The organism is Tropicibacter alexandrii, assembly GCF_003667315.2.
Classification (GTDB): Bacteria; Pseudomonadota; Alphaproteobacteria; order Rhodobacterales; family Rhodobacteraceae; genus Tropicibacter; species Tropicibacter alexandrii.
The window spans coordinates 37585-58712 of sequence record NZ_RCTZ02000004.1; the positions used below are offsets into that span (position 1 = coordinate 37585).

The 21128-nt window shown below is 65.0% G+C and carries 22 protein-coding genes and 1 tRNA gene; 9 read left to right on the forward strand and 14 right to left on the reverse strand.

Annotation, left to right across the window (positions count from 1 at the left end):
* Positions 1-4: 4 nt before the first annotated feature.
* Together D8Z78_RS06405 and regB are read right to left on the reverse strand one after the other, a co-directional pair.
* The gene (locus D8Z78_RS06405) at positions 5-1531 is read right to left on the reverse strand and encodes a PAS-domain containing protein (RefSeq protein ID WP_240672018.1); all 1527 of its coding nucleotides are present in this window, start codon (positions 1529-1531) and stop codon (positions 5-7) included.
* A gap of 122 nt (positions 1532-1653) precedes the next feature.
* Positions 1654-3045, reverse strand: a complete 1392-nt coding sequence (regB, locus tag D8Z78_RS06410; RefSeq protein WP_121629316.1) for a sensor histidine kinase RegB — start codon at positions 3043-3045, stop codon at positions 1654-1656.
* A gap of 83 nt (positions 3046-3128) precedes the next feature.
* Here regB and D8Z78_RS06415 point away from each other — a divergent pair, with 83 nt between their 5' ends.
* Positions 3129-3758: an SCO family protein gene (locus tag D8Z78_RS06415; RefSeq protein WP_121629317.1), complete on the forward strand. Its 630-nt coding sequence runs from the start codon at positions 3129-3131 to the stop codon at positions 3756-3758.
* A gap of 84 nt (positions 3759-3842) precedes the next feature.
* Complete coding sequence (locus D8Z78_RS06420; RefSeq protein ID WP_121629318.1) at positions 3843-4397, forward strand: ActR/PrrA/RegA family redox response regulator transcription factor; 555 nt, start codon at positions 3843-3845, stop codon at positions 4395-4397.
* A gap of 6 nt (positions 4398-4403) precedes the next feature.
* On the opposite strand, the gene D8Z78_RS06425 is transcribed toward D8Z78_RS06420, so the two are convergent.
* From D8Z78_RS06425 to D8Z78_RS06440, 4 genes are all read right to left on the reverse strand, one after another.
* Entirely contained in the window at positions 4404-5099 is a 696-nt protein-coding gene (locus D8Z78_RS06425; protein WP_121629319.1) for a hypothetical protein, read from the reverse strand.
* A 128-nt stretch (positions 5100-5227) separates the two neighbouring features.
* Positions 5228-5944 carry a hypothetical protein gene (locus tag D8Z78_RS06430; protein ID WP_128910741.1) on the reverse strand — a complete coding sequence of 239 codons (717 nt, stop codon included), beginning with the start codon at positions 5942-5944 and terminating at the stop codon, positions 5228-5230.
* A 214-nt stretch (positions 5945-6158) separates the two neighbouring features.
* A complete protein-coding gene (locus D8Z78_RS06435; protein ID WP_121629321.1) occupies positions 6159-6752 on the reverse strand; it encodes an HD domain-containing protein in 594 nt (197 codons plus the stop codon).
* 10 nt (positions 6753-6762) lie between these two features.
* Entirely contained in the window at positions 6763-7461 is a 699-nt protein-coding gene (locus tag D8Z78_RS06440; protein WP_164932903.1) for an FkbM family methyltransferase, read from the reverse strand.
* A 107-nt stretch (positions 7462-7568) separates the two neighbouring features.
* Between D8Z78_RS06440 and ahcY the strand changes: the two genes are divergently transcribed.
* A complete protein-coding gene (gene ahcY / locus D8Z78_RS06445) occupies positions 7569-8957 on the forward strand; it encodes an adenosylhomocysteinase (RefSeq protein ID WP_121629323.1) in 1389 nt (462 codons plus the stop codon).
* A 97-nt stretch (positions 8958-9054) separates the two neighbouring features.
* On the forward strand, positions 9055-10020 hold the full coding sequence (locus D8Z78_RS06450; protein WP_121629324.1) for a ketopantoate reductase family protein: 966 nt from the start codon (positions 9055-9057) through the stop codon (positions 10018-10020).
* Between the two features lie 7 nt (positions 10021-10027).
* On the opposite strand, the gene D8Z78_RS06455 is transcribed toward D8Z78_RS06450, so the two are convergent.
* Positions 10028-10612: an HD domain-containing protein gene (locus D8Z78_RS06455; protein ID WP_121629571.1), complete on the reverse strand. Its 585-nt coding sequence runs from the start codon at positions 10610-10612 to the stop codon at positions 10028-10030.
* Positions 10613-10831: 219 nt separating this feature from the next.
* On the opposite strand from D8Z78_RS06455, the gene D8Z78_RS06460 reads away from it, so the two are divergent.
* Complete coding sequence (locus D8Z78_RS06460; RefSeq protein WP_121629325.1) at positions 10832-11173, forward strand: DUF2853 family protein; 342 nt, start codon at positions 10832-10834, stop codon at positions 11171-11173.
* A gap of 48 nt (positions 11174-11221) precedes the next feature.
* Here the strand turns inward: D8Z78_RS06460 and D8Z78_RS06465 are convergent, their stop codons facing one another.
* The 5 genes from D8Z78_RS06465 to tsaD form a co-directional block, all read right to left on the reverse strand.
* On the reverse strand, positions 11222-11617 hold the full coding sequence (locus tag D8Z78_RS06465) for a DUF1761 domain-containing protein (protein WP_121629326.1): 396 nt from the start codon (positions 11615-11617) through the stop codon (positions 11222-11224).
* Between the two features lie 62 nt (positions 11618-11679).
* Positions 11680-12099: an EVE domain-containing protein gene (locus D8Z78_RS06470; protein WP_121629327.1), complete on the reverse strand. Its 420-nt coding sequence runs from the start codon at positions 12097-12099 to the stop codon at positions 11680-11682.
* The gene (locus tag D8Z78_RS06475; protein ID WP_121629328.1) at positions 12096-12368 is read right to left on the reverse strand and encodes a YciI family protein; all 273 of its coding nucleotides are present in this window, start codon (positions 12366-12368) and stop codon (positions 12096-12098) included. Before D8Z78_RS06475 ends, D8Z78_RS06470 begins: the two co-directional genes overlap by 4 nt.
* Position 12369: 1 nt before the next feature.
* The gene (locus D8Z78_RS06480; RefSeq protein ID WP_121629329.1) at positions 12370-13317 is read right to left on the reverse strand and encodes an NAD(P)H-dependent glycerol-3-phosphate dehydrogenase; all 948 of its coding nucleotides are present in this window, start codon (positions 13315-13317) and stop codon (positions 12370-12372) included.
* Positions 13314-14396, reverse strand: coding sequence for a tRNA (adenosine(37)-N6)-threonylcarbamoyltransferase complex transferase subunit TsaD (gene tsaD, locus D8Z78_RS06485; RefSeq protein ID WP_121629330.1), 1083 nt, complete (start codon positions 14394-14396; stop codon positions 13314-13316). Before tsaD ends, D8Z78_RS06480 begins: the two co-directional genes overlap by 4 nt.
* 72 nt (positions 14397-14468) lie before the next feature.
* Here tsaD and D8Z78_RS06490 point away from each other — a divergent pair, with 72 nt between their 5' ends.
* The 4 genes from D8Z78_RS06490 (at position 14469) to D8Z78_RS06505 (ending at position 18280) form a co-directional block, all read left to right on the forward strand.
* Entirely contained in the window at positions 14469-15188 is a 720-nt protein-coding gene (locus D8Z78_RS06490; RefSeq protein WP_121629331.1) for a uroporphyrinogen-III synthase, read from the forward strand.
* 43 nt (positions 15189-15231) lie between these two features.
* On the forward strand, positions 15232-16629 hold the full coding sequence (locus tag D8Z78_RS06495; protein WP_121629332.1) for a COG4223 family protein: 1398 nt from the start codon (positions 15232-15234) through the stop codon (positions 16627-16629).
* A 13-nt stretch (positions 16630-16642) separates the two neighbouring features.
* A complete protein-coding gene (locus D8Z78_RS06500) occupies positions 16643-18160 on the forward strand; it encodes a heme biosynthesis protein HemY (RefSeq protein WP_121629333.1) in 1518 nt (505 codons plus the stop codon).
* Positions 18161-18204: 44 nt separating this feature from the next.
* Positions 18205-18280, forward strand: a tRNA-Thr gene (locus D8Z78_RS06505).
* Between the two features lie 62 nt (positions 18281-18342).
* Here D8Z78_RS06505 and D8Z78_RS06510 read toward each other — a convergent pair.
* A complete protein-coding gene (locus D8Z78_RS06510) occupies positions 18343-20586 on the reverse strand; it encodes a molybdopterin-dependent oxidoreductase (RefSeq protein WP_121629334.1) in 2244 nt (747 codons plus the stop codon).
* A gap of 78 nt (positions 20587-20664) precedes the next feature.
* Entirely contained in the window at positions 20665-21012 is a 348-nt protein-coding gene (locus tag D8Z78_RS06515; protein ID WP_121629335.1) for a hypothetical protein, read from the reverse strand.
* Between the last annotated feature and the right edge of the window lie 116 nt (positions 21013-21128).

The following is a 21128-nucleotide window of genomic DNA, read 5'->3' on the forward strand; positions in this document are numbered from 1 at the left end:
GACGCTATTGGATCGACGCGCTGCTGCCGGGTTTCTTGGCAAGCCCCTTCTCGGAGCGTCCGGGATCGGCCATGAAGCGGACGAGGGTGGCCCCGGCCGAGACCGGTTCGATCATGCAGCGCAGCGGTTTGCCGTCCGTGGTGGTCAGCCGGGCTTCCCATCCGGTGCGGTCCTGCATGGTCAGCACGAATTCGCGCAGTTCGGCCCAGATCGGAGAGGGCTCGCAGGCGCGTTGCCAGTCCTTGGTCGTGTCGACGATGGTGATCTCGGCAAAGGCCCCGTCGGGGTCGCATTTCCACATCTCGCGATAGGCCGCGTTGGAAAAGGTCAGGACCCCAAGACGCGAGAACACCGCCGCGGCATCGTCAAAGCAGTCGAGCACCGATTGCGTCAGCTCCAGTTCGGATCGGAACCGGCGGGTCAGCGAAATCTCGGCGCTGATATCCTCGATCAGAAAGGCCACCGCCCCGTCGGGATGCGGTCGCCCGGTGATGCGATAGGTCAGGCCCGAGGGCAGGTTCCACGTCTCGTTATAGCGATCCTCGCGCGCGGCGGACACAACATCATGTAGCTTCTCTCGCCAAGAGACGTAATTCTTGGGCTCGGGCATCATGCGGTTCTCGCGCATGTGGTCGAAGAAGCTGAACAGGTTGGGGCGGGCCGACAGGAAATCCACCGGCAGGTGGGTCAGGTCGAGCAGTGCGGGGTTGAACAGCACCAAGCGCCGCTCGCGGTCAAAGACCGCAAGCCCGATGGGCAGGTGGGCAAATGTCTTGGTCAGGGTCTGGACGAAGTTGCGCTGCGCCATTTCCGCCTCGATCAGGGGATCGATGGACATGGCAAAATGCAGCCAGCCTTCGGCGATGGGATGCGACTGCACCTCGAACCAGCGCCGCTTGCCCTCGCGACCGGGGAGGCTGACACGGCTGGTCCGCGGGGACCGCGCCAGTGGCAGGGCGATTTCGAACGGGCAGGATTCGTCGGGATCGACCTCGGCATCCTCGCAGATCTCGGCATAGGCCGGGTTGTACCAGAGCACGATTTCGCTGTCGCTCATGATCCAGACGGGATTCGGGTCGATATCGATCACCCGCGACAGGCGTTCGAGCTTGTTGCGGTCGCGGGCAAGGCGGTGCATCTGGCCGATATTGATCGGGCGGGACCGGATCGACAGCCGTGCGACGTCGCGGGTGTGGGTGACGCTGAGGATCGTGTCCGGGTCGTCGGCGGCGATCATCTGCAATTCGGTCTGCCCGAGATCCTCGGGGAGGTCGGGGAAACGACGCGCCAGTTCCGGGTAGATTTCCGCCCATTGCACGCCCTGAAGCATGGGCCTGTCAAAGATCTCGGCGGCATCGGCGGTGCTGTCGATGATCTCGCCGTCGCGCAAAAGAACGACCATCTCTTGGCTGTCGGGGCGCCGTGTGGGACGCCGCGCTGCCCGGCGGGACGCAAGATGGAGCACCAGCGCACCCAGAAGCAGCGCGATCCCCGCGCCGGTACCGATGGCCAGAATAAGTCCGTCGTTCACGATATCCCGCCTTTTGGCCTGATTAGCGCAACCATAAGAGCAGCCAGGTTAACATGGCGTTAAGCCTTACCTAGCGCAACCCGACACACATTTCCCGTAAAGCGTGTTTTACCTGCCGCACTCTAAACCTCAAATCGCTGATTTTCGCCCAGAGCCTCGCCGGGTTCCAACCGCGGCGGCACGACCTTGGCCAGCGGCCAGACAACCTCGACGATAGCGCCCCGGCGTTGCCCGTGCTCCGGCGTCGGTTTGTACGGGTCGGTGCCGTTGGCAAAGCTCAACTCCGCCCCGGAGCGTTCCAGCAAGGTCTTGGCGATGAACAGGCCAAGGCCCATCCCCTCGTATTCCGGGCGCTGTTTGCGCTCTGCCTCGGTCTTGCGACGGCGCATGAACGGGTCGCCGATGCGGCCCAGCAGATGCGGGGGAAAGCCGCGCCCGTCGTCGAGAATGCGGATCGAAATGGTCTTGTCCGTCCAGATCGCCTCGATCCAGACCGTCGTCCGCGCAAAATCGACGGCGTTCTGCACGAGGTTGCGCAGCCCGTGGATGATCTCGGGGCGGCGGTAAATCTGCGGCGGCAGGTAGGCGCCACCGGGGCCGGGGCCATCTTCGAGAAAGATTTCCTTGCCGCGATTCTCATGCGGTTCGGCGGCTTCGCGGATCACCTCGACCAGCGGCGCCTGCCGCATGTGCAGGTCATCCTTTCCGGCGCGGCCCATGCTGCGCAGGATGTCGCGGCAGCGGTCGGCCTGCTCGCGGATCAGCAGGGCATCGTCGCGCAGATCGCCCTCCAGTTCCTCGGCCAGTTCCGCCGAGGTCAGCTTGATCGTCGCGAGGGGCGTGCCCAGTTCGTGCGCGGCGGCGGCCACTACCCCGCCCAGATCGTTCAGCTTTTGCGCGCGGGCCAGCGCCATCTGGGTGGCGGCCAGCGCATCGGACATCGAATGCATCTCGCGCGTGACGCGGCGCGAATAGACCGAGATGAAGACCAAGGCGATGGTGATTGCAATCCATTGACCAAACACGAAAATATCCGGAATGCGCAGGATGAATCCCTGTTCGGTGCGCAAGGGCAGATGATAGAGCATCATCATCGTCACCAGCCCGAAGGCCGTCAGCCCGAGTATCACCGTCGATCGCAGCGACAGCACGTTGGCCGACACGGTGACCGGCGCAAGCACCAGCAGCGAGAACGGGTTGTGCAGGCCGCCAGTCAGAAACAGCAGGAAGCACAACTGCAAGAGGTCGAACATGACCATCATGAAGTTTTCCGTCTCGGACAGGCGCTTGTTTTCCGGAAAGACGAAGATCGCGATCAGGTTGCCCATGATCGACACGCCAACGGCAAGGTAGCACAGGCCCAGTTCCAACTGGAGGTTATACATGTGCTGCGCGACCGTGATGGCGGTGATCTGCCCGGCGATGGCGAACCAGCGCAGCAGGATCATGGTGCGCAGCCGGATCCAGTTGCTGCGCTGGTGCTCGCCGATCAGGCCAAGATCACTTTGTGACATCTGCGCGCTTTCGTCCTGTTGTTGACCGCCCGATGATTGTTACCTGAATGCGTGTCGCTCACAAACCGATTGCAGGAGGCCCCATGTCCGGAAAAATCGCGATCATCGCCGCAGGAGCGCTTGGCGTTTTGCTGGCGGGCAGCTTCACCGCGTCGGCGGGTTGGCTGGACGGGCTATTTGGCGGCTCGGACGACCCCTATGCCGATTGTCGCGAGGGCGCCGTGGCGGGGGATATCGGCGGGCCGTTCACCCTGATGAACAGCGCCGGTGAAACCGTCACCGACAAGGATGTCATCACCGAGCCGTCGCTGGTCTATTTCGGCTACACCTTCTGCCCCGATGTCTGCCCCTTCGACACCGCGCGCAACGCGGACGCGATCGACGTGCTGGCGGAGCGCGGCTATAGCGCCACGCCGGTCTTCATCACCATCGACCCCGAGCGTGATACGCCGAAACAGGTGGGCGAATTCGCCGCCAATCTGCATGACAAGTTCATCGGCCTGACCGGCACGCCCGAACAGGTGGATGCCGCGTCCAAGGCCTATCGCACCTATTACAAGAAGCAGGACGGCGACCCCGACTATTACCTCGTCGATCACTCGACCTTTACCTATCTCGTGCTGCCCGAGGCGGGTTTCGTCGATTACTTCCGCCGCGAGGTCACGCCCGAGCAGATGGCCGATCGGGTCGCTTGCTTCATTGACGCCTCTTGACAGCTTCGTGCAATGCGTTTGACCGCCGGGGGGCAGCGGGCTAATACTCCAAGCCACGCAACGCGATAGGCGGGAGGAAGCCCTTTGGCGGAAAGCAATATCGACGAGCTGGGTCCGGACAAGTCGCTGCTGTTGGTGGACGATGACGAACCGTTCCTGCGGCGCCTCGCCAAGGCGATGGAAAAGCGTGGTTTCGATGTCGAGATGGCCGGTTCGGTCGCTGCGGGCACGGCGATTGCCACGGCCCGCCCCCCGGCCTACGCGGTGGTCGACCTGCGGCTGGAGGATGGCAACGGGCTCGACGTGGTCGAGGTGCTGCGCGAAAAGCGCCCGGACAGCCGGATCGTCGTCCTGACCGGCTATGGCGCGATTGCCACGGCGGTGGCTGCGGTCAAAATCGGGGCGACCGACTATCTGTCGAAACCGGCCGATGCCACCGACATCACCAATGCGCTGCTGTCGAAGGGCGACGAACTGCCGCCGCCGCCGGAAAACCCGATGAGCGCGGATCGCGTGCGCTGGGAGCATATCCAGCGGGTGTATGAACTGTGCGACCGCAACGTGTCAGAGACCGCGCGGCGGCTGAACATGCACCGCCGCACCCTGCAACGTATTCTGGCCAAGCGCAGCCCGCGCTGAGGGCGATCAGCCCTCTTGCACCAGCAGGCGGGACTGGCTGGTGCGGGCGCGTTCTTCGACCTGCCGCATGGACAGGACGTACCACGACAGCCCGTCCTGACCATCCGACCGCGCGCGTTCCAACATGCGCCGCGCCTTGGCCGCGCGGTCCGCGCCCAGCGCCAGCGTCTCGGCCACGACCTTGCGGTTCTTGCGCATTTCCTCCAGCCGGGCTTCGTAGACCGGACGGGTGATGATGCCTTTGGCGTGTTCCTCATTCAGGCGCACCGTTTCGTTGCGCTGGGCAATCAACAGTTCGGCGATCCCCTCGTCGACGACATCCATCCGCGCAAAGATATCCGCCATGGCGGGCGAGAGCCGTTCGGGGACCAAGGGCCTGTCCCCCAGCCCGAGGCTTGCCAGACCGCCCATCCAGCCCGCCTTCATCTGACGTTCGGAACAGTCCGCAAGCGCGGGATCGGACAGGATGCGACCGGAGCACGCGCTGCCATCGGCGCGCGCGTCGACCAGCATCATGCGAATCGAATCCTCCAGCGCGATGGCGTTGCGGGTCAGGTGGGCTTCCTGCCAAAACGCGTCCGCCTCGGGCATATCGAGAAGGAAGTTCTGTTGCCGCGCGGTGCCGTCGGCCTCAGGCAGGCGACCGCAGGCGGTGGTTGTCAGCGCAACGAGCGCGAGAATTACAAAGTGAGACCGAACCATGCGGGACCTCATTGAACCATGGACTGAACACTCACGCTTCCGCGAGAATGGGGCGAAATTGGGGCAGCTTGTTGCGAACCGGGAACCAATGTCCTGTCGTGACCACAAGACCACACCCCGGGCTTGCCTCAGAGCAGCGTGATCGCTTCGCGCGCAGAAACCGCTTCGGTTTCAAGGGCGCGCGTCCGAAGCACGTACCATGCAAGACCGTCTTGCCCGGCATCCTCGGCCGAGATCAGCGCGGCGCGCGCGGCCCGGGCCTGTTTCTCGGTCAGGGACAATGCATCGATCAGCTGTCGGCGGGTATCGCGGATTTCGGCCAGACGCGCGGCATGCGCGTCCATCGTGACGGTGCCCTCGGCCAACGCCTTATCCAGCGCCGCGATCTCTGCGTCCTGCGCCTTGAGCACAGAGGGCATGTCGGCGGTCAACCGCGCCATCTCGCCGTCGGCGCTGCGCATTGCGGGCATGATGCGGGACAGGTCGACGATCTCGACCCGCTTTTCGATCGCGGCCTTGCCAGCGGCATTGCCTGCCACGGCCCCGATCGCCCCACCCGCCAATGCGCCGGTGATGCATTTGCTCGACCCGCCGCCGGACATCGCCGCCAACCCGCAGCCCGCAGCTGCGCCCAGCGCCGCGCCCTTCATCGTGCTGCGCAGCAGCAATTCGCGGCTGGCCCGCTCGACGGCCTGCGCCTGTGCGATCAGGCCCTGATCGTCATGGATGGCGACCTGCATCGCGCCGTCATCGACGGCATTGCGTGTCACCACCGGCGACAAGCTGGCACAGCCCGCCACGGCAGAGGTTACAAGGGCAAGGACAAGAAATCTGTTACGAAACACCGGCATCTCCTGGTCAAACACTCGGGACCTGGCGCCCCGCTTGGATCATCAGATGCACGGTCAATGCGGCGCGATTGGGGCAATTGGTTTCCAATTTTGTGAAAAATCCCCAGGTCGGACCGGAAATTGTTGCCCGCATCAGCCCAAAGTTGCGCGTTGGGACACGCGCTCTGCACATGCAAGAAGCCGGAGGCCGGTTGTCATCCGCCCGGTTTCAAAGCGACTCCATCAGGGCCGCGTGGCGCGCGGTGAAATCCCGGCGCACTTCGACGGGCGGGCGCAGATGGATGTCCAGACCGTCGATCACCGTGCGGTCAGGCTTGCCAAAGAACTTGTCCGCCTCGCCGATGGAAAAGCCCGCGATCTGCGTCGCTTCCATCCAAGCGCTGATATTGTCGGCCTTCTTGATCTGCTTTTTCAGCCGCACGGGTGTGACCGCAGGCAGGCCAAAGCGGATATGGATCGCGGCGCTCAGGCGTTTGTCCAGCTCGCCATAGCCCGGCCCGACAGCCGCCTTCACCGGCGAGATCATGTCGCCGATCACGTATTCGGGCGCGTCATGCAGCAGCGCGGTCAGCCGGTCCGCCACGCTCGCCTTGGGGCAGAGCCGCTCGAACAGGTCCAGCACCAGCAGCGAGTGTTCGGCGACGGAATAGGGCCAGTCCCCCTCGGTCTGGCCGTTCCAGCGCGCCACGAAGGCGAGGCCGTGGGCGATGTCCTCGATCTCGATATCGACCGGGGTCGGGTCCAGCAGGTCGAGACGCCGTCCCGACAGCATGCGCTGCCATGCGCGTGCAGGTTTGGCCATGTCGCGCCTCTTACAAAGTGATGTCAGAGCCTTCGGGCACGTAGACGAAATTGCCGTGCAGCTTGCCGATCTGCGTGTAGGTCACACCCCGGAAGGTCCGGTTCAGCCATTGCAGCTGGCCCATATATTCAAGGATCAGGATCGGCTGCCAGCGATGGATGAGGTGATAGGCGCCTTTCAACGCCTGTTTCTCATGCCCTTCGACATCCAGTTGCAGGATCGAGACCTTGCGCGACAGCGGCACGGTATAATCGAGCATCGCGGCCTGAATGGCCTCGACGCCGGGGCCGTCCTCCTCGACGAAATGCGACAGGCCGCCGAGGGATTTTCCGTCTTCGTCCTTGGTCTTGAAGCGGATCACGTCGTCCCGGTTCGACAGGGCGGCGTTGGTCAGGGTGACGTTCGTCAGGTCGTTCAGGGCGATGGTCTGCTGCGCGGCCTCGAAATTGCCGGGATTCGGCTCGAACGCCCAGAGTGTCGCGTCCGGCGCGAGCGCCTTGGACAGGGCGGGGATGAAGTCGCCGAAGAACGCGCCCGCATGGATGATGTCGCCCTCGCCCGCATGATCGCACATGAAGCGGATCGTGTCGGGCTCGTAGACCTTGCCCGCCAGTGCCAGCTTGGCAGCCGGGCGTCCCTCCAGCCCCTCCGGCACATGGTATGTCCCGTGCTCGTTGGTTGCCTTGGTGCCTGCCAAAACCGCACTCATCGCCTTGCCCCTTCTTATGCTTTGCCTTGCAGGTTTATCCACGTTGCCTGCCATGGCAAGGGATGATACTGGCCAACCCAACCAAGATTAGCATTGGAGACTGGCATATGGCCACGGATTACATCGTCAAGGACATTGCACTGGCCGAGTTCGGCCGCAAGGAATTGGATATCGCGGAAACCGAAATGCCGGGCCTGATGGCGCTGCGTTCCGAGTTCGGCGAAAGCAAACCGCTGAAAGGCGCGCGCATCGTCGGCTCGCTGCACATGACGATCCAGACAGCCGTTCTGATCGAAACGCTGGTGGCGCTGGGCGCGGATGTGCGCTGGGCGTCGTGCAACATCTTCTCGACGCAGGACCACGCGGCGGCGGCGATTGCCGCGGCGGGCGTGCCGGTCTTTGCGATCAAGGGGCAAAGCCTCGAAGAACATTGGGATTACCTCGACAAATCCTTCCTGTTCGACGACGGTCCGAACATGATCCTCGACGATGGCGGCGACGCGACGCTGTATGTCCTGCTCGGCGCCCGCGCCGAAGCCGGTGAGGACATCATCCCCGTGCCGCAATCCGAAGAAGAGGCGGTGATCAAGGCGCAGATCGCCAAGCGCATGGCGGCCAGCCCCGGTTGGTTCACCAAGACCCGCGACCAGATCGTCGGGGTGTCCGAGGAAACCACCACCGGTGTCCACCGCCTGTATGAGCTGCAGAAGCAGGGCCAGCTGCCCTTCCCGGCGATCAACGTCAATGACAGCGTGACCAAGTCGAAATTCGACAACAAGTACGGCTGCAAGGAATCGCTGGTCGACGGCATCCGCCGCGCCACCGACACGATGATGGCTGGCAAGGTTGCGGTCGTGTGTGGCTATGGCGACGTGGGCAAGGGCTCTGCCGCCTCGCTCTCCGGGGCCGGTGCCCGTGTGAAGGTGACCGAGGTCGACCCGATCTGCGCGCTTCAGGCGGCAATGGACGGGTTCGAGGTCGTGACGCTGGAAGACGCGGTGTCCACCGCTGACGTCTTCGTCACCACGACCGGCAACAAGGACGTGATCCGGATCGAGCACATGCGCGAGATGAAGGACATGGCGATCGTCGGCAATATCGGCCACTTCGACAACGAGATTCAGGTCGCCGCGCTGAAGAACCACAAGTGGACCAACATCAAGGATCAGGTGGACATGATCGAGATGCCCTCGGGCAACCGCATCATCCTGCTGTCCGAAGGCCGTCTGCTGAATCTCGGCAACGCCACCGGCCACCCGTCCTTCGTGATGTCGGCCTCGTTCACCAACCAGGTTCTGGCGCAAATCGAACTGTGGACCAAGGGCGACGAATACCCGCCCGGCGTCTACATCCTGCCCAAGCATCTGGATGAAAAGGTGGCCGCGCTGCATCTGGACCGGATCGGCGTGAAACTGTCCAAGCTGTCGCCCGAGCAGGCCGCCTATATCGGCGTGACGCCCGAAGGTCCGTTCAAGCCCGAGCATTATCGCTACTGAACAGCGGTGCTCAAGGTAGGATGGGTGATCACCCATCCTACTTTCTGTTGCACACAGGGCCGGGTCACTCCCGGCCCTTTCCAGTTGGAGAGCAACCATGCGCATCATCATCTACGGCGTGGGCGCCATCGGCGGCGTGGTCGGCGCGGCCCTGATCCGGTCTGGGCAGGAGGTCGTCGGCATCGCTCGAGGCGCCCAGCTGGACGCAATCCGCGCCAAAGGCCTGCGCCTGCGCACCCCCGAGGTGGATGACACCGTCCAGATGGCCTGCGTCGCCCACCCGTCGGAGCTAACCTTCCGCTCCGATGACGCGATCCTGCTTTGCATGAAGACCCAGCATACCGCCGAGGCGCTCGATGCCCTGCGGGATGCGGGCGTGACCGACCAGCCGATCTTCTGCTTCCAGAACGGGGTCGAGAACGAACGCCTCGCCCTGCGCCGCTTTCCCAATGTGCACAGCGTCACGGTCATGCTGCCCGGCACCTTTCTGGAACCGGGCAAGGTGGTCGCCTACAGCCGTCCGAAATTCGGCATACTCGATCTGGGCCGCTACCCGGCCGGTCTGGATGCCGCAGACGACTCGCTTGCAGCGGCCCTGACGCACGCCAACTTCGCGGCTTTCGCGCGCCCGGACGCGCTCTGCTCGAAATACGGCAAGCTGTTGGTCAATCTCGGGAATATCCTTCAGGCCGCAGTTGGACGGTCACCCGACCTGCCCGCCCTGACCAAGCCGCTTCAGGCCGAGGCGGAACAGGTCTACCGCGCCGCCGGGATCGACTGGGAAACCAATGACAGCGACCCGCGCCGCGATGAATTCATGCAGATCACCGATGTCCCCGGCGAAACGCGCCAAGGCGGGTCCACCGCGCAAAGCCTGCTGCGCGGCGGTTCGGTCGAGACCGATTATCTCAACGGCGAGATATCCCTGCTGGGCCGTCTGCACGGCGTGCCGACGCCGCTGAACGACGCCATGGTCGCCCTTGGCCACCGCCTGCAAAACGAGGGGTTGAAGCCGGGCGACCTGAAAACGGATGACCTGAAAGCCCTGCTCTCGGGGTCGTAGCGCGGGGTTACTCCCCGCGCTCCCCTGTCAAAGGCGAGACATAGCCTTCGCGCAGCACCTCCGGATCATAGGCCTTGCGTCCGAACACCTCGCGCACCATCGGCGCGAAATGCTCCAGCGGCAGCATGTCGTAATCCGGGTCGAAGGATGACTGGTCCCAGCGTTCGCAGAACTCGGAACAGCTGTCGAAACAGGGGTGATCCTTGAACCGGTCCCGCGCATTGCGATCCCATCCGTAATGGTGCCCGTAATACAGCATCTGGAAGATGCCGTGATGCTCGACCACCCAAGCCACATCCCAGCGCACGAAGGGCCGGATTACTTCCGCCGACATGCGGTCATGGTTCTGCGGCGCCAGCCCGTCGCCGATGTCGTGCAGCAATGCGCCCACGACCCAGTCGAGGTCCGCCCCATCCCGTTCCGCCCGCGTCGCCGATTGCAGCCCGTGTTGCAGGCGGGTGATCTTGTACCCTTCTAGCGTCGCCTCACCGGCGCGGCGCAACTCGTCCAGCACCCGGTCGGCGGTGAGCGCCAGAAACGGCTTCTCCAGCTCGGCCAGCATCAGGTAATCCTCCTGCGTGCCATCCTTCATCCGGGTAAAGCTCACGGTCCGCGTCTCGTCCATGGTCTGTCCTCCCTCGTTTGCGCCAGTTTGCACGCCGCCCCCTGCCGCGCAAGCACGGGGAATCGCACGGTGAAAAACCCGTTGTCATGTCGGGCAGAGCCGTTAACGTACCGAGACGAGGGCGGGGGACTGCCATCATCGCTGAAACGTCACCGGGCGCAGACCCGACAAGACAAGGAGCCGATCATGGGCAAACGTGACGAGTTGATCGCGAAATACGCGGACGATCTGAAGAACAAGTGCGGGATGGAGCCCGACATGGACCTGCTGACCAAGGTCACCATCGGCTGTGGTCCGTCGATCTACAATGCCGATGCCTCGACCGTCGCCGCCTCGCAGGAGGGCGAGCTGGAAACGGTGAAGACCAACTTCCTGATGAAGAAACTCGGCCTGTCCGACGGCCCCGAGCTGATGGATGCGATCAATTCCGTGATCGACACCTATGGCCGCTCCGAGCGCAACAAGTATCGCGCCGTGGTCTATTACATGCTGACCAAGCATTTCCGCAAGGAATCCGTCTACGGCTGAGCCCGGCACAGTGCGATGGCAAAGGGCCCGGTTGGGCCCTTTTTCATGTCAGAACAGGTTCAGGACGAGACCCATCACCCCGCAGGCGACAGTGGCATAGCCGCCATCGATCAGGGTCAGCGCCCACGGCTTGCCGCCATAGGTATTGTTCAACGCGATCCACGGCGTGATGAAGAAGGCCCCGATGCCAAGACCGGCGACCAACCCGCCGCCGATGCTGACCGTGCCGCTCGACTCGAAGACGTGGCGCATCATGCCCGCCACGATCAGCTGAAAGACAAAGCCCAGCGCGAACAGCATCGGGTTCGGACCACCCTCAGGCTTGCCGTTCTCGTCGCAGGGGATGCCCGCCGCCTTGATCCAAGGCTTTGACAAGACGTTGTACCACACCGCCCCGACGCCAAAGGCCGCGATGGTGGCGACGATGACATTCACAAGGTCCATGCCCGCTCTCCACATCCACGGCATCCAGCGTGGCGCAGCAGCGGGCGCTTGGCTACTGAAATCTAGCCCTTCAGACCGCCCTTTTCGCAGACGATCCGCCATTCCTCGGCAGTCACGGGTTGCACTGAAAGCCGCGCCTGACGCACCAGCGCCATCTCGGCCAAGCGCTCATCGCCCTTGATCTCGTCCAGCGTGACGGGGTTCGGCAGCGGCTCGACCGCCTTGATGTCGACGCACTCCCACCGGGGGTCGTCGGCCTTGCTGTCGGTATGGGCCTCGGCGATCACCTCGACGATGCCCACCACGGCCTTTTCCTTTTGCGAGTGGTAGAAGAAGCCCCGGTCGCCCACGGCCATCTCGCGCATGAAGTTCCGCGCTTGATAGTTGCGCACGCCGTCCCATTCCTCGCCCGTGTCGCCCTTGGCGACCTGATCGGTCCAGGACCATGTGTCCGGCTCGGATTTGAACAGCCAGTAGGTCATCCGATGACCTTCTTCCACGCGATCAGTTCGACGCTGTCGAAGAGCCCGGCCTTGGCATAGGGGTCATTGTCGGCCCAATCCTGCGCAGCAGCCATGTCGGTCACGTCCAGAATGACCAACGAGCCGCACATCTCGCCTGCATCGTCCAGCAGCGGCCCGGCCTGCGTGACAACGCCCGTGGCGTCGATATAGGCAAGGTGCGAGTCGCGGTTGTCCTTGCGGGTTTGCAGCGCGCCGGGTTTGTCCTTGGCGATCAGGGCGATAAGCATGTCATTCTTCCTTGAGTGGTCGTGAAAGCAGGGTGTCCATGGCCTGCGCCACGGTCAAGTCGCCGGTGGTCAGCCGCGCGACGATGGCGCAGACCGGCAGAGCGATGTCCTTTTGGCGGGCCAGTTCGGTGACGGCGCGCGCGGTGGCGGCGCCCTCGACCGTGACCTTTGGGTCGAATGCCTCGCCCTGCCCCAGCGCAAAGCCGAAGCGATAGTTGCGCGACAGGTCCGACGTGCAGGTCAGCGTCAGATCCCCCAAGCCCGACAGCCCCGCCAGCGTCTCGGGTTTTGCGCCCAGACGTGCTGCAAGGCGGGTCATCTCGGCAAAGCCACGGGTCATCAGCGCGGCGCGGGCGCTGTCGCCCAGACCGGCACCCATGCAGGCCCCGCAGGCGATGGCCATGACGTTTTTCAGCGCGCCGCCCAGTTCCGCGCCGGTCACATCGGTCGAACGATAGAGCCGCAGGGTGGGGTTCGACAGCAGCCCTTGCAGGATCTGGCCTCGGGGGTCCTGCGCGCAGGCCAGTGTCAGCGCCGTCGGCAGGCCGCGTGCGATATCAGCGGCAAAGCTCGGGCCGGTCAGGATGGCCGGGATCGCCTTTGGCCAATGGTCCGACAGGATCGCGGCGGGACCGCGCAGGGTGGTCAGGTCGATGCCCTTGCAACAGGCCACCAGCGCCTTGTCCGTCAAGGGATCGTCGATGCGGTGGGCAAAGCCCGAAAGGCTTTGCATCGGCATGGCGAACAGAAGCGCCTCGGCCTGTATCGCCTCGGTCAGATCGGCGGTGACGGTGACGTCGTCGGGCAAGGTCACGCCGGGCAGGCGCGGGCTTTCGCGTGTCTCCAGCAGCGGGGCGGCATCGCGCGCCCAAAGCGTCACGGGCCGGGACTTGCCGATCGCGACGGCCAACGCGGTGCCGAATGCGCCGCCGCCAAGAATGGAGATCATGCCTTTGCCCCTTTCTTGCCCGAGCCCACCAAGGGTGCTGACCTCGTATCGAGGGGCCAGCGCGGGCGGGCTGACAAGTCCATGCCGGAACGCCGCCCCGCGGCAAACAGTTCCGACCCGGCATAGGCGATCATCGCAGCATTGTCGGTGCACAGGCGCAACGGCGGCGCGGTGAACTGCAACCCGGTTTCGTCGCACACGGCTTGCAGGGCCGCGCGCAGGGCGCTGTTAGCGGCGACGCCTCCGGCCACGGCCAATGCCGGGGTGTCGGGGCTTTCGTCCAGATACAGGGCCACCGCGCGACGGGTCTTTTCCGCCAGCACGTCGCGGACGGCGGCCTGAAACCCGGCACACAGATCGGCGCGATCCTGCACGGTCAGACCGCCTTTTTCGGCGGTGATCGCATCGCGTTGGCGCATCAACGCGGTCTTCAGCCCGGAAAAGGACAGATCGCAGCCGGGCCGGTCCAGCAGCGGGCGGGGGAAGCGAATGCGTTTCTCATCGCCGTTCAGCGCCTCGGCCTCGACGGACGGGCCACCCGGTTGCGGCAGGCCCAACAGCCGTGCGGTCTTGTCAAAGGCCTCGCCGGGCGCGTCGTCGATGGTGCCGCCGAGGCGGGTGAAATCCTCTGGCCCGCGCACGATCAGGAACTGGCAATGCCCGCCGGACACCAGCAGCATCAGGTAGGGAAAGGCCAGCCCATCGGTCAGGCGCGGCGTCAGCGCGTGGCCCGCAAGGTGATTGACCCCGATCATCGGCTTGCCCAGGCCCGCCGCCAGCCCCTTGGCCAGCATCACGCCCGACAGCACACCGCCGATCAGCCCCGGCCCGGCGGTGACGGCAATGGCGTCGACCTCGCGCAGGGTCACCCCCGCCTCGTCCAAGGCCTGTTCCACGCACAGATCCAATCGTTCCGCATGGGCGCGCGCGGCGATTTCCGGCACGACACCTCCGAACGCTTCGTGCAGGCTGTTCTGCCCCATCACGACGCTCGCCAGCACCTCGCGCCCGCGCAGCAGCGCCGCGGCGGTGTCGTCACAGCTGCTTTCCAGCCCGAGGATCAGCGGCGAAAGGGTCATCCATGGTCCCATTGCGTTGATGGTCCACAGCAGGTAGCACCGGAGAGGCTGCCTCACAATCCCGGAGCTGTGATGCCTGACACGCTGCCCATCCTGCTGCTGACACGGCCCGAGGACGCCTCGCGCCGGGTGGTGGACCAGCTGAGGGAGATGGGCTGCGCGTTCGAGCCGGTGATTTCGCCGCTGATCGGGATCGAGGTAACAGGGCCATTGCCCGAGATGGAGGATGCGCAAGGGCTGATTTTCACCTCGGCCAATGCGGTCGCCGCCTATCGCGCGCTGGGTGGGCCTGCGGGCCTGCCGGCCTTCACCGTCGGGCAGGCCACGGCAGAGGCCGCGACCAATGCCGGGCTGCACGCCCGATCCGCCGATGGCAATGCCGAGACCCTGATCGCGTGGCTCAGGGACCTGCGCCCCGATGCGCCCCTGATCCACATGCGCGGCACCCATACGCGCGGCGACGTGGCCGGTCGGCTGAGTGCAGCCGGGGTCGAAACGCGCGCAGCGGTGATCTATGATCAACCCGCGCTGCCCTTGACCATCGAGGCGCAGCGGGTTTTGACTGGGACGACGCCGGTTGTGGTGCCGCTCTATTCGCCTCGAAGCGCAAAATTGTTGCGCAATATGAGTATAAAAGCGCCACTTCTTGTCGCGGCTTTGAGCGAAGCGGTGGCCAACGCCGCCCCGTCGCATCATATAAAGGGGCTAAGGATTGCCGCGCGCCCCGACTCGGGCGCATTCCTGCCGCTGGTGGCAGAGCTGCTGGCGGTGGCGCGGGACAAGGATGTTTGATGCCTGCCCAAGGGCGCGGGATCGATTGAGAAGGTGACGAGACGTGGCGAAGCCCAGCAAGAAAAGCTCGGAGAAACCGACCGACAAGGTCGAGCCGGCCGACAGCAAGGAACCAGTCTCCAGCGTCGAGGCCACGCCTGACGCCGAGGATGACATCGCGCAGGACACGGTGGACGCGGCCATCGCCGAGGCGGAGATGGTCGAAGGCGCGTCCAGCGCCGATGCGACCCCCGAGGCGGACGATACCGCAGAGCCGGTGTCCGAGCCGGGTGACACGATCGTTGCGGACGGCGCCGACACGCTGGCCGACGGCGATGACGCGGTCGCCTCGCGCGAGGCGGACGATACGCTTTCGGATGGCAGCGACCCCGTCGCCGACCCGGATCCGACCCACGACCCCGAGCCGACGCCGACCCCCGAGCCGACGCCGACTCCCGGCCCGACCGTGGTGCAGGAAAAGGTGATCGAGCGGAAGGCGGGCTTTGTCCCGACCCTGATCGGCGGCGTGATCGCTGCGGGTCTTGGCTTTGCCGCGGCGCAATTCGGCACGTTCGGCGAGGACGACACCCTCTTCCGCACCGACACCGAGACCGCCTTGGCAGCGCAGCGCGAACAGGTTCAATCGCTCATCAGCCGCGTCGAGTCCGTCGAGGACAGCGTGCAGACCATCGACCTTGCCCCCCTGCAAGGCGCCGTGGACGGTGTGCAAGGGCAATTTGCCGATCTCGATCAGGTGCTGGCCGCGTTGGGCGGGCGCATCGACGCGCTCGACACCCGGATGACCGAGCTTGAGAAACAGCCGATGAGCCAAGCCCTGTCGCCCGAGGCGGTCGCCGCCTATGAACGCGAGATGCAGGCGCTGCGCGATGCCGTGGCCGCGCAAAAGGCCGAGGTCGAAAGCCTCGCCGCCGAGGCGATTGCCGCGCAAAACGACGCCAACACGCAGGCCCAACTGGCCGAAAGCCGCTCGGCGCTGGCCGACCTGACTGCCCGCCTGCAAGCGGGCGATCCATATGCCGAACCGCTATCGATCTTGACGGCCAATGGCGTGGATGTGCCGCAGGCGGTCGCCGATGCCGCCGCCGAGGGTGTGCCGACGCTGGCCGCGCTGGTCAGCGATTTCCCCGATGCCGCACGTGCCGCGCTGAAGACCGCCCGCACCGTCGAAGCCCCCGAACAGGGCGGGGGCTTTGGCAGCTTCCTGCAAAGCCAGCTGGGCGCGCGCTCTGTCGTCCCGCGCGAGGGCGACGATGCCGACGCGGTGCTGTCGCGGGCCGAGGCGGCGGTCAAAGGTGGCGATCTGGCCACCGCACTCGAAGAGATTGCCAAGCTGCCCGCCGAGGCACAGGCCGAGCTGTCCGACTGGACGGCCCGCGCCAGCTTGCGGCGCGATGCATTGGCGGGGGCGGCGACGCTCGCCCAGGATTTGAACCAGCAATAAGGGTCACGACTTCATGCTTTGGTCACTTATAAAGATCGTGGTTTTCGTCGCGCTGGTCGCGGCCCTGACCCTTGGCGCGGGCTACCTGATGGAAAGCTCGGGCGGGTTGCAGGTTACCGTGGCGGGAATGGAATATTCGCTTGGACCGTTGGAATCGGTCATTGCCGCCTTGGTGCTGATCCTCGTGGTCTGGCTGTTCCTCAAGCTGTTCTCGCTGACCATCGCCGTCCTGAAATGGATCAACGGGGATGAGACCGCGCTGAGCCGATATTTCGACCGCAACCGCGAGCAAAAGGGCTACAAGGCGCTGTCCGAGGGCATGATGGCGCTTGCCTCTGGCGAGGGGCGTCTGGCGATTGCCAAGGCCCAGCGCGCCGAGAAATTCCTGCACAAGCCGGAACTGACCGACCTGCTCACCGCGCAAGCCGCCGAGATGTCGGGCGACCGCAAGAAGGCCGAAGAGGTCTACAAACGCCTGCTGAAGCGCGACGACACCCGGTTCGTGGGGGTTCGTGGCCTGATGCACCAGAAGCTGGAGAGCGGGGATACCGACACCGCGCTGCAACTGGCCGAGCGCGCCTTTGCCATCAAGCCCAAGCATGTCGAGGTGCAGGACACGCTGCTGCGGCTGCAGGCCGAGAAACACGAATGGGACGGCGCGCGCAAGACGCTGCAGACCAAGCTCAAGACCGGCACCCTGCCGCGCGACGTCTATCGCCGCCGCGACGCGGTGCTGGCCCTGTCGCAGGCCGCTGAGATCGGCGATGCAGAGACCTCCGGCAAGGCCGCCGAGACTGCGATCGAGGCCAACCGCAACGCACCCGATCTGGTGCCCGCCGCCGCCATGGCCGCCCGTGGCTTCATCGCGAAGGACCGCAAGAAGAACGCGGTGCGCGTGCTCAAAAAGGCTTGGGAAGTGTCGCCCCATCCCGATCTGGCCGCTGCCTTTGCCGAGATCGAGCCGAACGAAACGCCCGCCGAGCGCGTCAAGCGCTTTGGCCAGCTGACCAAGATCAATCCCGACCACCGCGAGACCAAGCTGCTGAAGGCAGAGCTGAACCTCGCGGCGGAGGACTTCCCCGAGGCGCGGCGCGCGCTTGGCGATCTGGTCGAAAGCGACCCGGATGCGCGGGTTCTGGCGATCATGGCGGCCATCGAAAAGGGCGAAGGCGCGTCCGACACGGTCATTCGCGGCTGGCTGGCCCGGGCGCTGACCGCATCGCGCGGGCCGCAATGGGTCTGTGACAAGTGCAACACGATCCACGGCGAATGGGCGCCGCTCTGCACCAATTGCGGAGCGTTCGACACGCTGTCGTGGAAATCCCCGCCGCAATCCGAGGTCGTCCTGCCTGCGGGCGCCGACATGCTGCCGCTGATCATCGGCGCGATCGAGGATCACTCCAAGGATGCCGACGCGGTGCCCGAGGCCGACATCATCGTGCCAGAAAAACCGGAACCTGCCGCCGCTGACAAGGCCGAGGATGCCGAGATCATCGAGGATGCAGAAACCGTTGAGGAAGCGAAAAAATAGCCTTCCCCTCGGACGGCCCCGGTGCTAAGAGGCCGCCCACCAGTGCCGCTGTAGCTCAGCTGGTAGAGCACGTCATTCGTAATGATGGGGTCGGGGGTTCGAGTCCCTTCAGCGGCACCACTTTTCCGACAAGGCCCCCGCAGGGTCCTGCGGAAACCCAGCCAGACAATTTGGTACGACGCCTAGCCGTCAAGTCGCGCGACCTCGACCAGTGCCGTATGGGCGCTGCACCCTTGGCCCAGCCGCGAGGTGCCGACATCCTTGGTCAGCACGTTCGGGTTGCCATCCGGGTCGATGTTTTGATCCGGATCACCGAACCACGCGCCGGTGGGTAGAGCAACGACGCCCTGCGTGATCCCGTCCGAGACAACGGCACGCGCCCGGCAGGCCCCGCGCGCGTTGAAGACGCGCAACAGGTCGCCCGAGGCGATTTGCCGTGCCAAGGCATCGTCGGGGTGGATCAGCAGGGCAGCCGGTCGCGCGCCCGGCAGATCGGCCAGCGCGCATTCCAACTGGCTGTGCAGCTTGTCCCCCGGTTGCGGCGAAACCAGATGCAGCGGTGCCTCGGGCGTGGCGGTGCCCAGCCATTCCGACGGCGGCAGCCAGACCGGGTGGCCGGGACAGTCGTCATAGCCAAAGCCGTCGATCCGCTCTGAGAAGATCTCGATCCGCCCAGAAGGCGTGCCGAGCGGGAACGCCTCTGGGTCATCGCGGAACGGGGCAAAGAAGCTGCGGTTCGGCCCCTCGGCCCGGATCGGCAGGCGCATCCAGTTGCGCGCGCGCAACCCGTCCAGATCGGGCACCTCGATCCCCTGCCCGGCCGCCAAATCGCGAAACTCGGCATACAGCGCGCCGATCCATGCGTCGGCGTCGCGCCCCTCGCTGAAGGTCTCGCCCGCGCCCAGACGCTCGGCCAGCCCGCAGAAGATCGCGTAATCGTCCCGGGCCTCGCCCACCGGTGGGATCAGGCGGGGCATGTGAAACAGGTAATCGTCCAGCGGCGAGCGCCCGATATCCTCGCGCTCATACGGCGTCGTCGCGGGAAAGACGATGTCGGCGCGCTTGGCCGTCGCCGTCCACCACGGTTCGTTGACGATGATCGTCTCTGGCTTTTGCCACGCCTCGTGCAGCGCGTTCAGGTCTTGATGGTGGTGATAGGGGTTGCCCCCCGCCCAATAGATCAGACGGATATCCGGGTAGGGCCCGCGTTTCCCGTTGAAGTCATAGTCCTGCCCCGGATGGCGCAGCATATCGGCGATGCGTGCGACCGGGATGACCGTCTTGACCGGATTGGACAGCTGCGAAAAGGTCATGCCGCGCAGGCCGATCAGCGATTTTCCGACGCCGCCAATCGCGCCATAGCCATAGCCCACCCCACCGCCGGGCAAGCCGATCTGGCCCAGCATTGTCGCCAGAACGGCGGACATCCAATAGGGCTGTTCGCCGTGTTCGCCCCGCTGCAACGACCACGCCACGGTGATCAGCGTCCGGGTCTTGGCCATGCGCCGCGCCAGCGTGCGAATGTCATCTGCCGCAACGCCACAGATCGGCGCAGCCCAGTCCGGGTCCTTGGGTAGGCCGTCGCTCTTCCCCATCAGGTAGGGGCGAAACCGCGCGAAGCCGGTGGTGTAGCGGTCGAGAAAGGCGTGATCGGTCAGGCCCTCGCTTTCCAGCACGAAGGCCAGCGCCAGCATCAGCGCCGTGTCCGAGGCGGGCCGGACCGGCATCCAGTCGCAGCCCTCTGGCGCATCGCCGCGCTGCGGGGCGATGTTGACGCAATAGGTGCCCTTGGCGGCAAAGCGGTCGAACCACGTCTCGGTCTCATGCTCGGTGATGCCGCCCATGCTGACCTGCGCGTTCTTGGGGTTGATCCCCCCGAACATCACCAGCGTTTCGGTGTGGTCGTGGATCACCGGCCAACCATCCTGATGCTCGTACAGCAGTTGCAGGAAATTGACGCCGAACACATGCGGCATGATCGATTGCGCGCAGCCGGTGGAATAGCTGCCGAAAGAGGCGACATAGCCGCCGATGCTGTTGAGGAAGCGATGCACTTGGCTTTGCGCATGGTGAAAGCGCCCGGCGCTGCTCCAGCCATAGGACCCGCCAAAGATCGCCGCGTTGCCATGGGTGTCGCGGATGCGGGCGATCTCTTGTGCGGCGATGTCCAGCGCCTCGTCCCAAGGCAGTTCGACGAACGGGTCGGTGCCGCGCCCGGTGCGCGTGCGGTTGTCGAGCCAGCCGCGTCGGATCGACGGGCGCGCGACCCGGCTGCGATGATGCACCGCCGCCGGAACGGCAAGCGGAATGTCCGAGGGGTTCGGGTCCTCCGAAAAGGGGCGCGTGGCGACCAGCCGGTCGCCTTCGACATCGACCTCGAAAGCGCCCCAATGGCTGGAAGTCACCTTGGTCTGCCGGTTGGTCATATCTGCCTCTTCGGGGGGTTGCGTGTCACGACGCCGCCCAGCTTAGCCGAAACGGGGCAGGCAGGGAAAGCCGGGCCGCTATGCGCGGGATTTGCCGCCCGAGGTGCTGGTGCTGCCATCGACCCAGACGGACACGGACACGCCCTTGGGGCGATCCACGAACCCCTCGATATCGACGACGCGGACGCGCATGTGCCGCCCTTCTTCGACGAAGGGGCGCAGGCGGGCCTCATGTTCGGCGGTGACGCGACCGATGGGGCGCGGGCCGCTCCCGATCAGACGGCTGGTCCAGTTGCGCGGACGCGCCAGCATGGCGACATGGTCCTCGGCCAGCGAGACCTCCAGATCGTCACCGGGGCGCAGGCGGAACCGGGCGAGGTTCGCCGACATCTGGGTCAATTTGCACGAATAGATCAGCGGATGCATCTGGGTGTTCCTCAATGGCGGCGTTCTTGATGACGCCTGATTCTACACTTCAGCATAGTCGCGCTCGGGCGGCTTCTCCAATCGCTAACGGCTATGACGCGCGGGTCGGCGGAATT

What these genes read in the sequence shown, in the direction of transcription:
- D8Z78_RS06425 (WP_121629319.1), bottom strand. Translation starts at nt 5,099, where the DNA reads ATGGTTCGGTCTCACTTTGTAATTCTCGCGCTCGTTGCGCTGACAACC.
- regB (WP_121629316.1), bottom strand. Translation starts at nt 3,045, where the DNA reads ATGTCACAAAGTGATCTTGGCCTGATCGGCGAGCACCAGCGCAGCAAC.
- D8Z78_RS06455 (WP_121629571.1), bottom strand. Translation starts at nt 10,612, where the DNA reads ATGAAGGATGGCACGCAGGAGGATTACCTGATGCTGGCCGAGCTGGAG.
- D8Z78_RS06500 (WP_121629333.1), top strand. Translation starts at nt 16,643, where the DNA reads ATGCTTTGGTCACTTATAAAGATCGTGGTTTTCGTCGCGCTGGTCGCG.
- D8Z78_RS06510 (WP_121629334.1), bottom strand. Translation starts at nt 20,586, where the DNA reads ATGACCAACCGGCAGACCAAGGTGACTTCCAGCCATTGGGGCGCTTTC.
- D8Z78_RS06490 (WP_121629331.1), top strand. Translation starts at nt 14,469, where the DNA reads ATGCCTGACACGCTGCCCATCCTGCTGCTGACACGGCCCGAGGACGCC.
- D8Z78_RS06470 (WP_121629327.1), bottom strand. Translation starts at nt 12,099, where the DNA reads ATGACCTACTGGCTGTTCAAATCCGAGCCGGACACATGGTCCTGGACC.
- D8Z78_RS06480 (WP_121629329.1), bottom strand. Translation starts at nt 13,317, where the DNA reads ATGATCTCCATTCTTGGCGGCGGCGCATTCGGCACCGCGTTGGCCGTC.
- D8Z78_RS06475 (WP_121629328.1), bottom strand. Translation starts at nt 12,368, where the DNA reads ATGCTTATCGCCCTGATCGCCAAGGACAAACCCGGCGCGCTGCAAACC.
- D8Z78_RS06415 (WP_121629317.1), top strand. Translation starts at nt 3,129, where the DNA reads ATGTCCGGAAAAATCGCGATCATCGCCGCAGGAGCGCTTGGCGTTTTG.
- D8Z78_RS06465 (WP_121629326.1), bottom strand. Translation starts at nt 11,617, where the DNA reads ATGGACCTTGTGAATGTCATCGTCGCCACCATCGCGGCCTTTGGCGTC.
- ahcY (WP_121629323.1), top strand. Translation starts at nt 7,569, where the DNA reads ATGGCCACGGATTACATCGTCAAGGACATTGCACTGGCCGAGTTCGGC.
- D8Z78_RS06460 (WP_121629325.1), top strand. Translation starts at nt 10,832, where the DNA reads ATGGGCAAACGTGACGAGTTGATCGCGAAATACGCGGACGATCTGAAG.
- tsaD (WP_121629330.1), bottom strand. Translation starts at nt 14,396, where the DNA reads ATGACCCTTTCGCCGCTGATCCTCGGGCTGGAAAGCAGCTGTGACGAC.
- D8Z78_RS06440 (WP_164932903.1), bottom strand. Translation starts at nt 7,461, where the DNA reads ATGAGTGCGGTTTTGGCAGGCACCAAGGCAACCAACGAGCACGGGACA.
- D8Z78_RS06515 (WP_121629335.1), bottom strand. Translation starts at nt 21,012, where the DNA reads ATGCATCCGCTGATCTATTCGTGCAAATTGACCCAGATGTCGGCGAAC.
- D8Z78_RS06450 (WP_121629324.1), top strand. Translation starts at nt 9,055, where the DNA reads ATGCGCATCATCATCTACGGCGTGGGCGCCATCGGCGGCGTGGTCGGC.
- D8Z78_RS06435 (WP_121629321.1), bottom strand. Translation starts at nt 6,752, where the DNA reads ATGGCCAAACCTGCACGCGCATGGCAGCGCATGCTGTCGGGACGGCGT.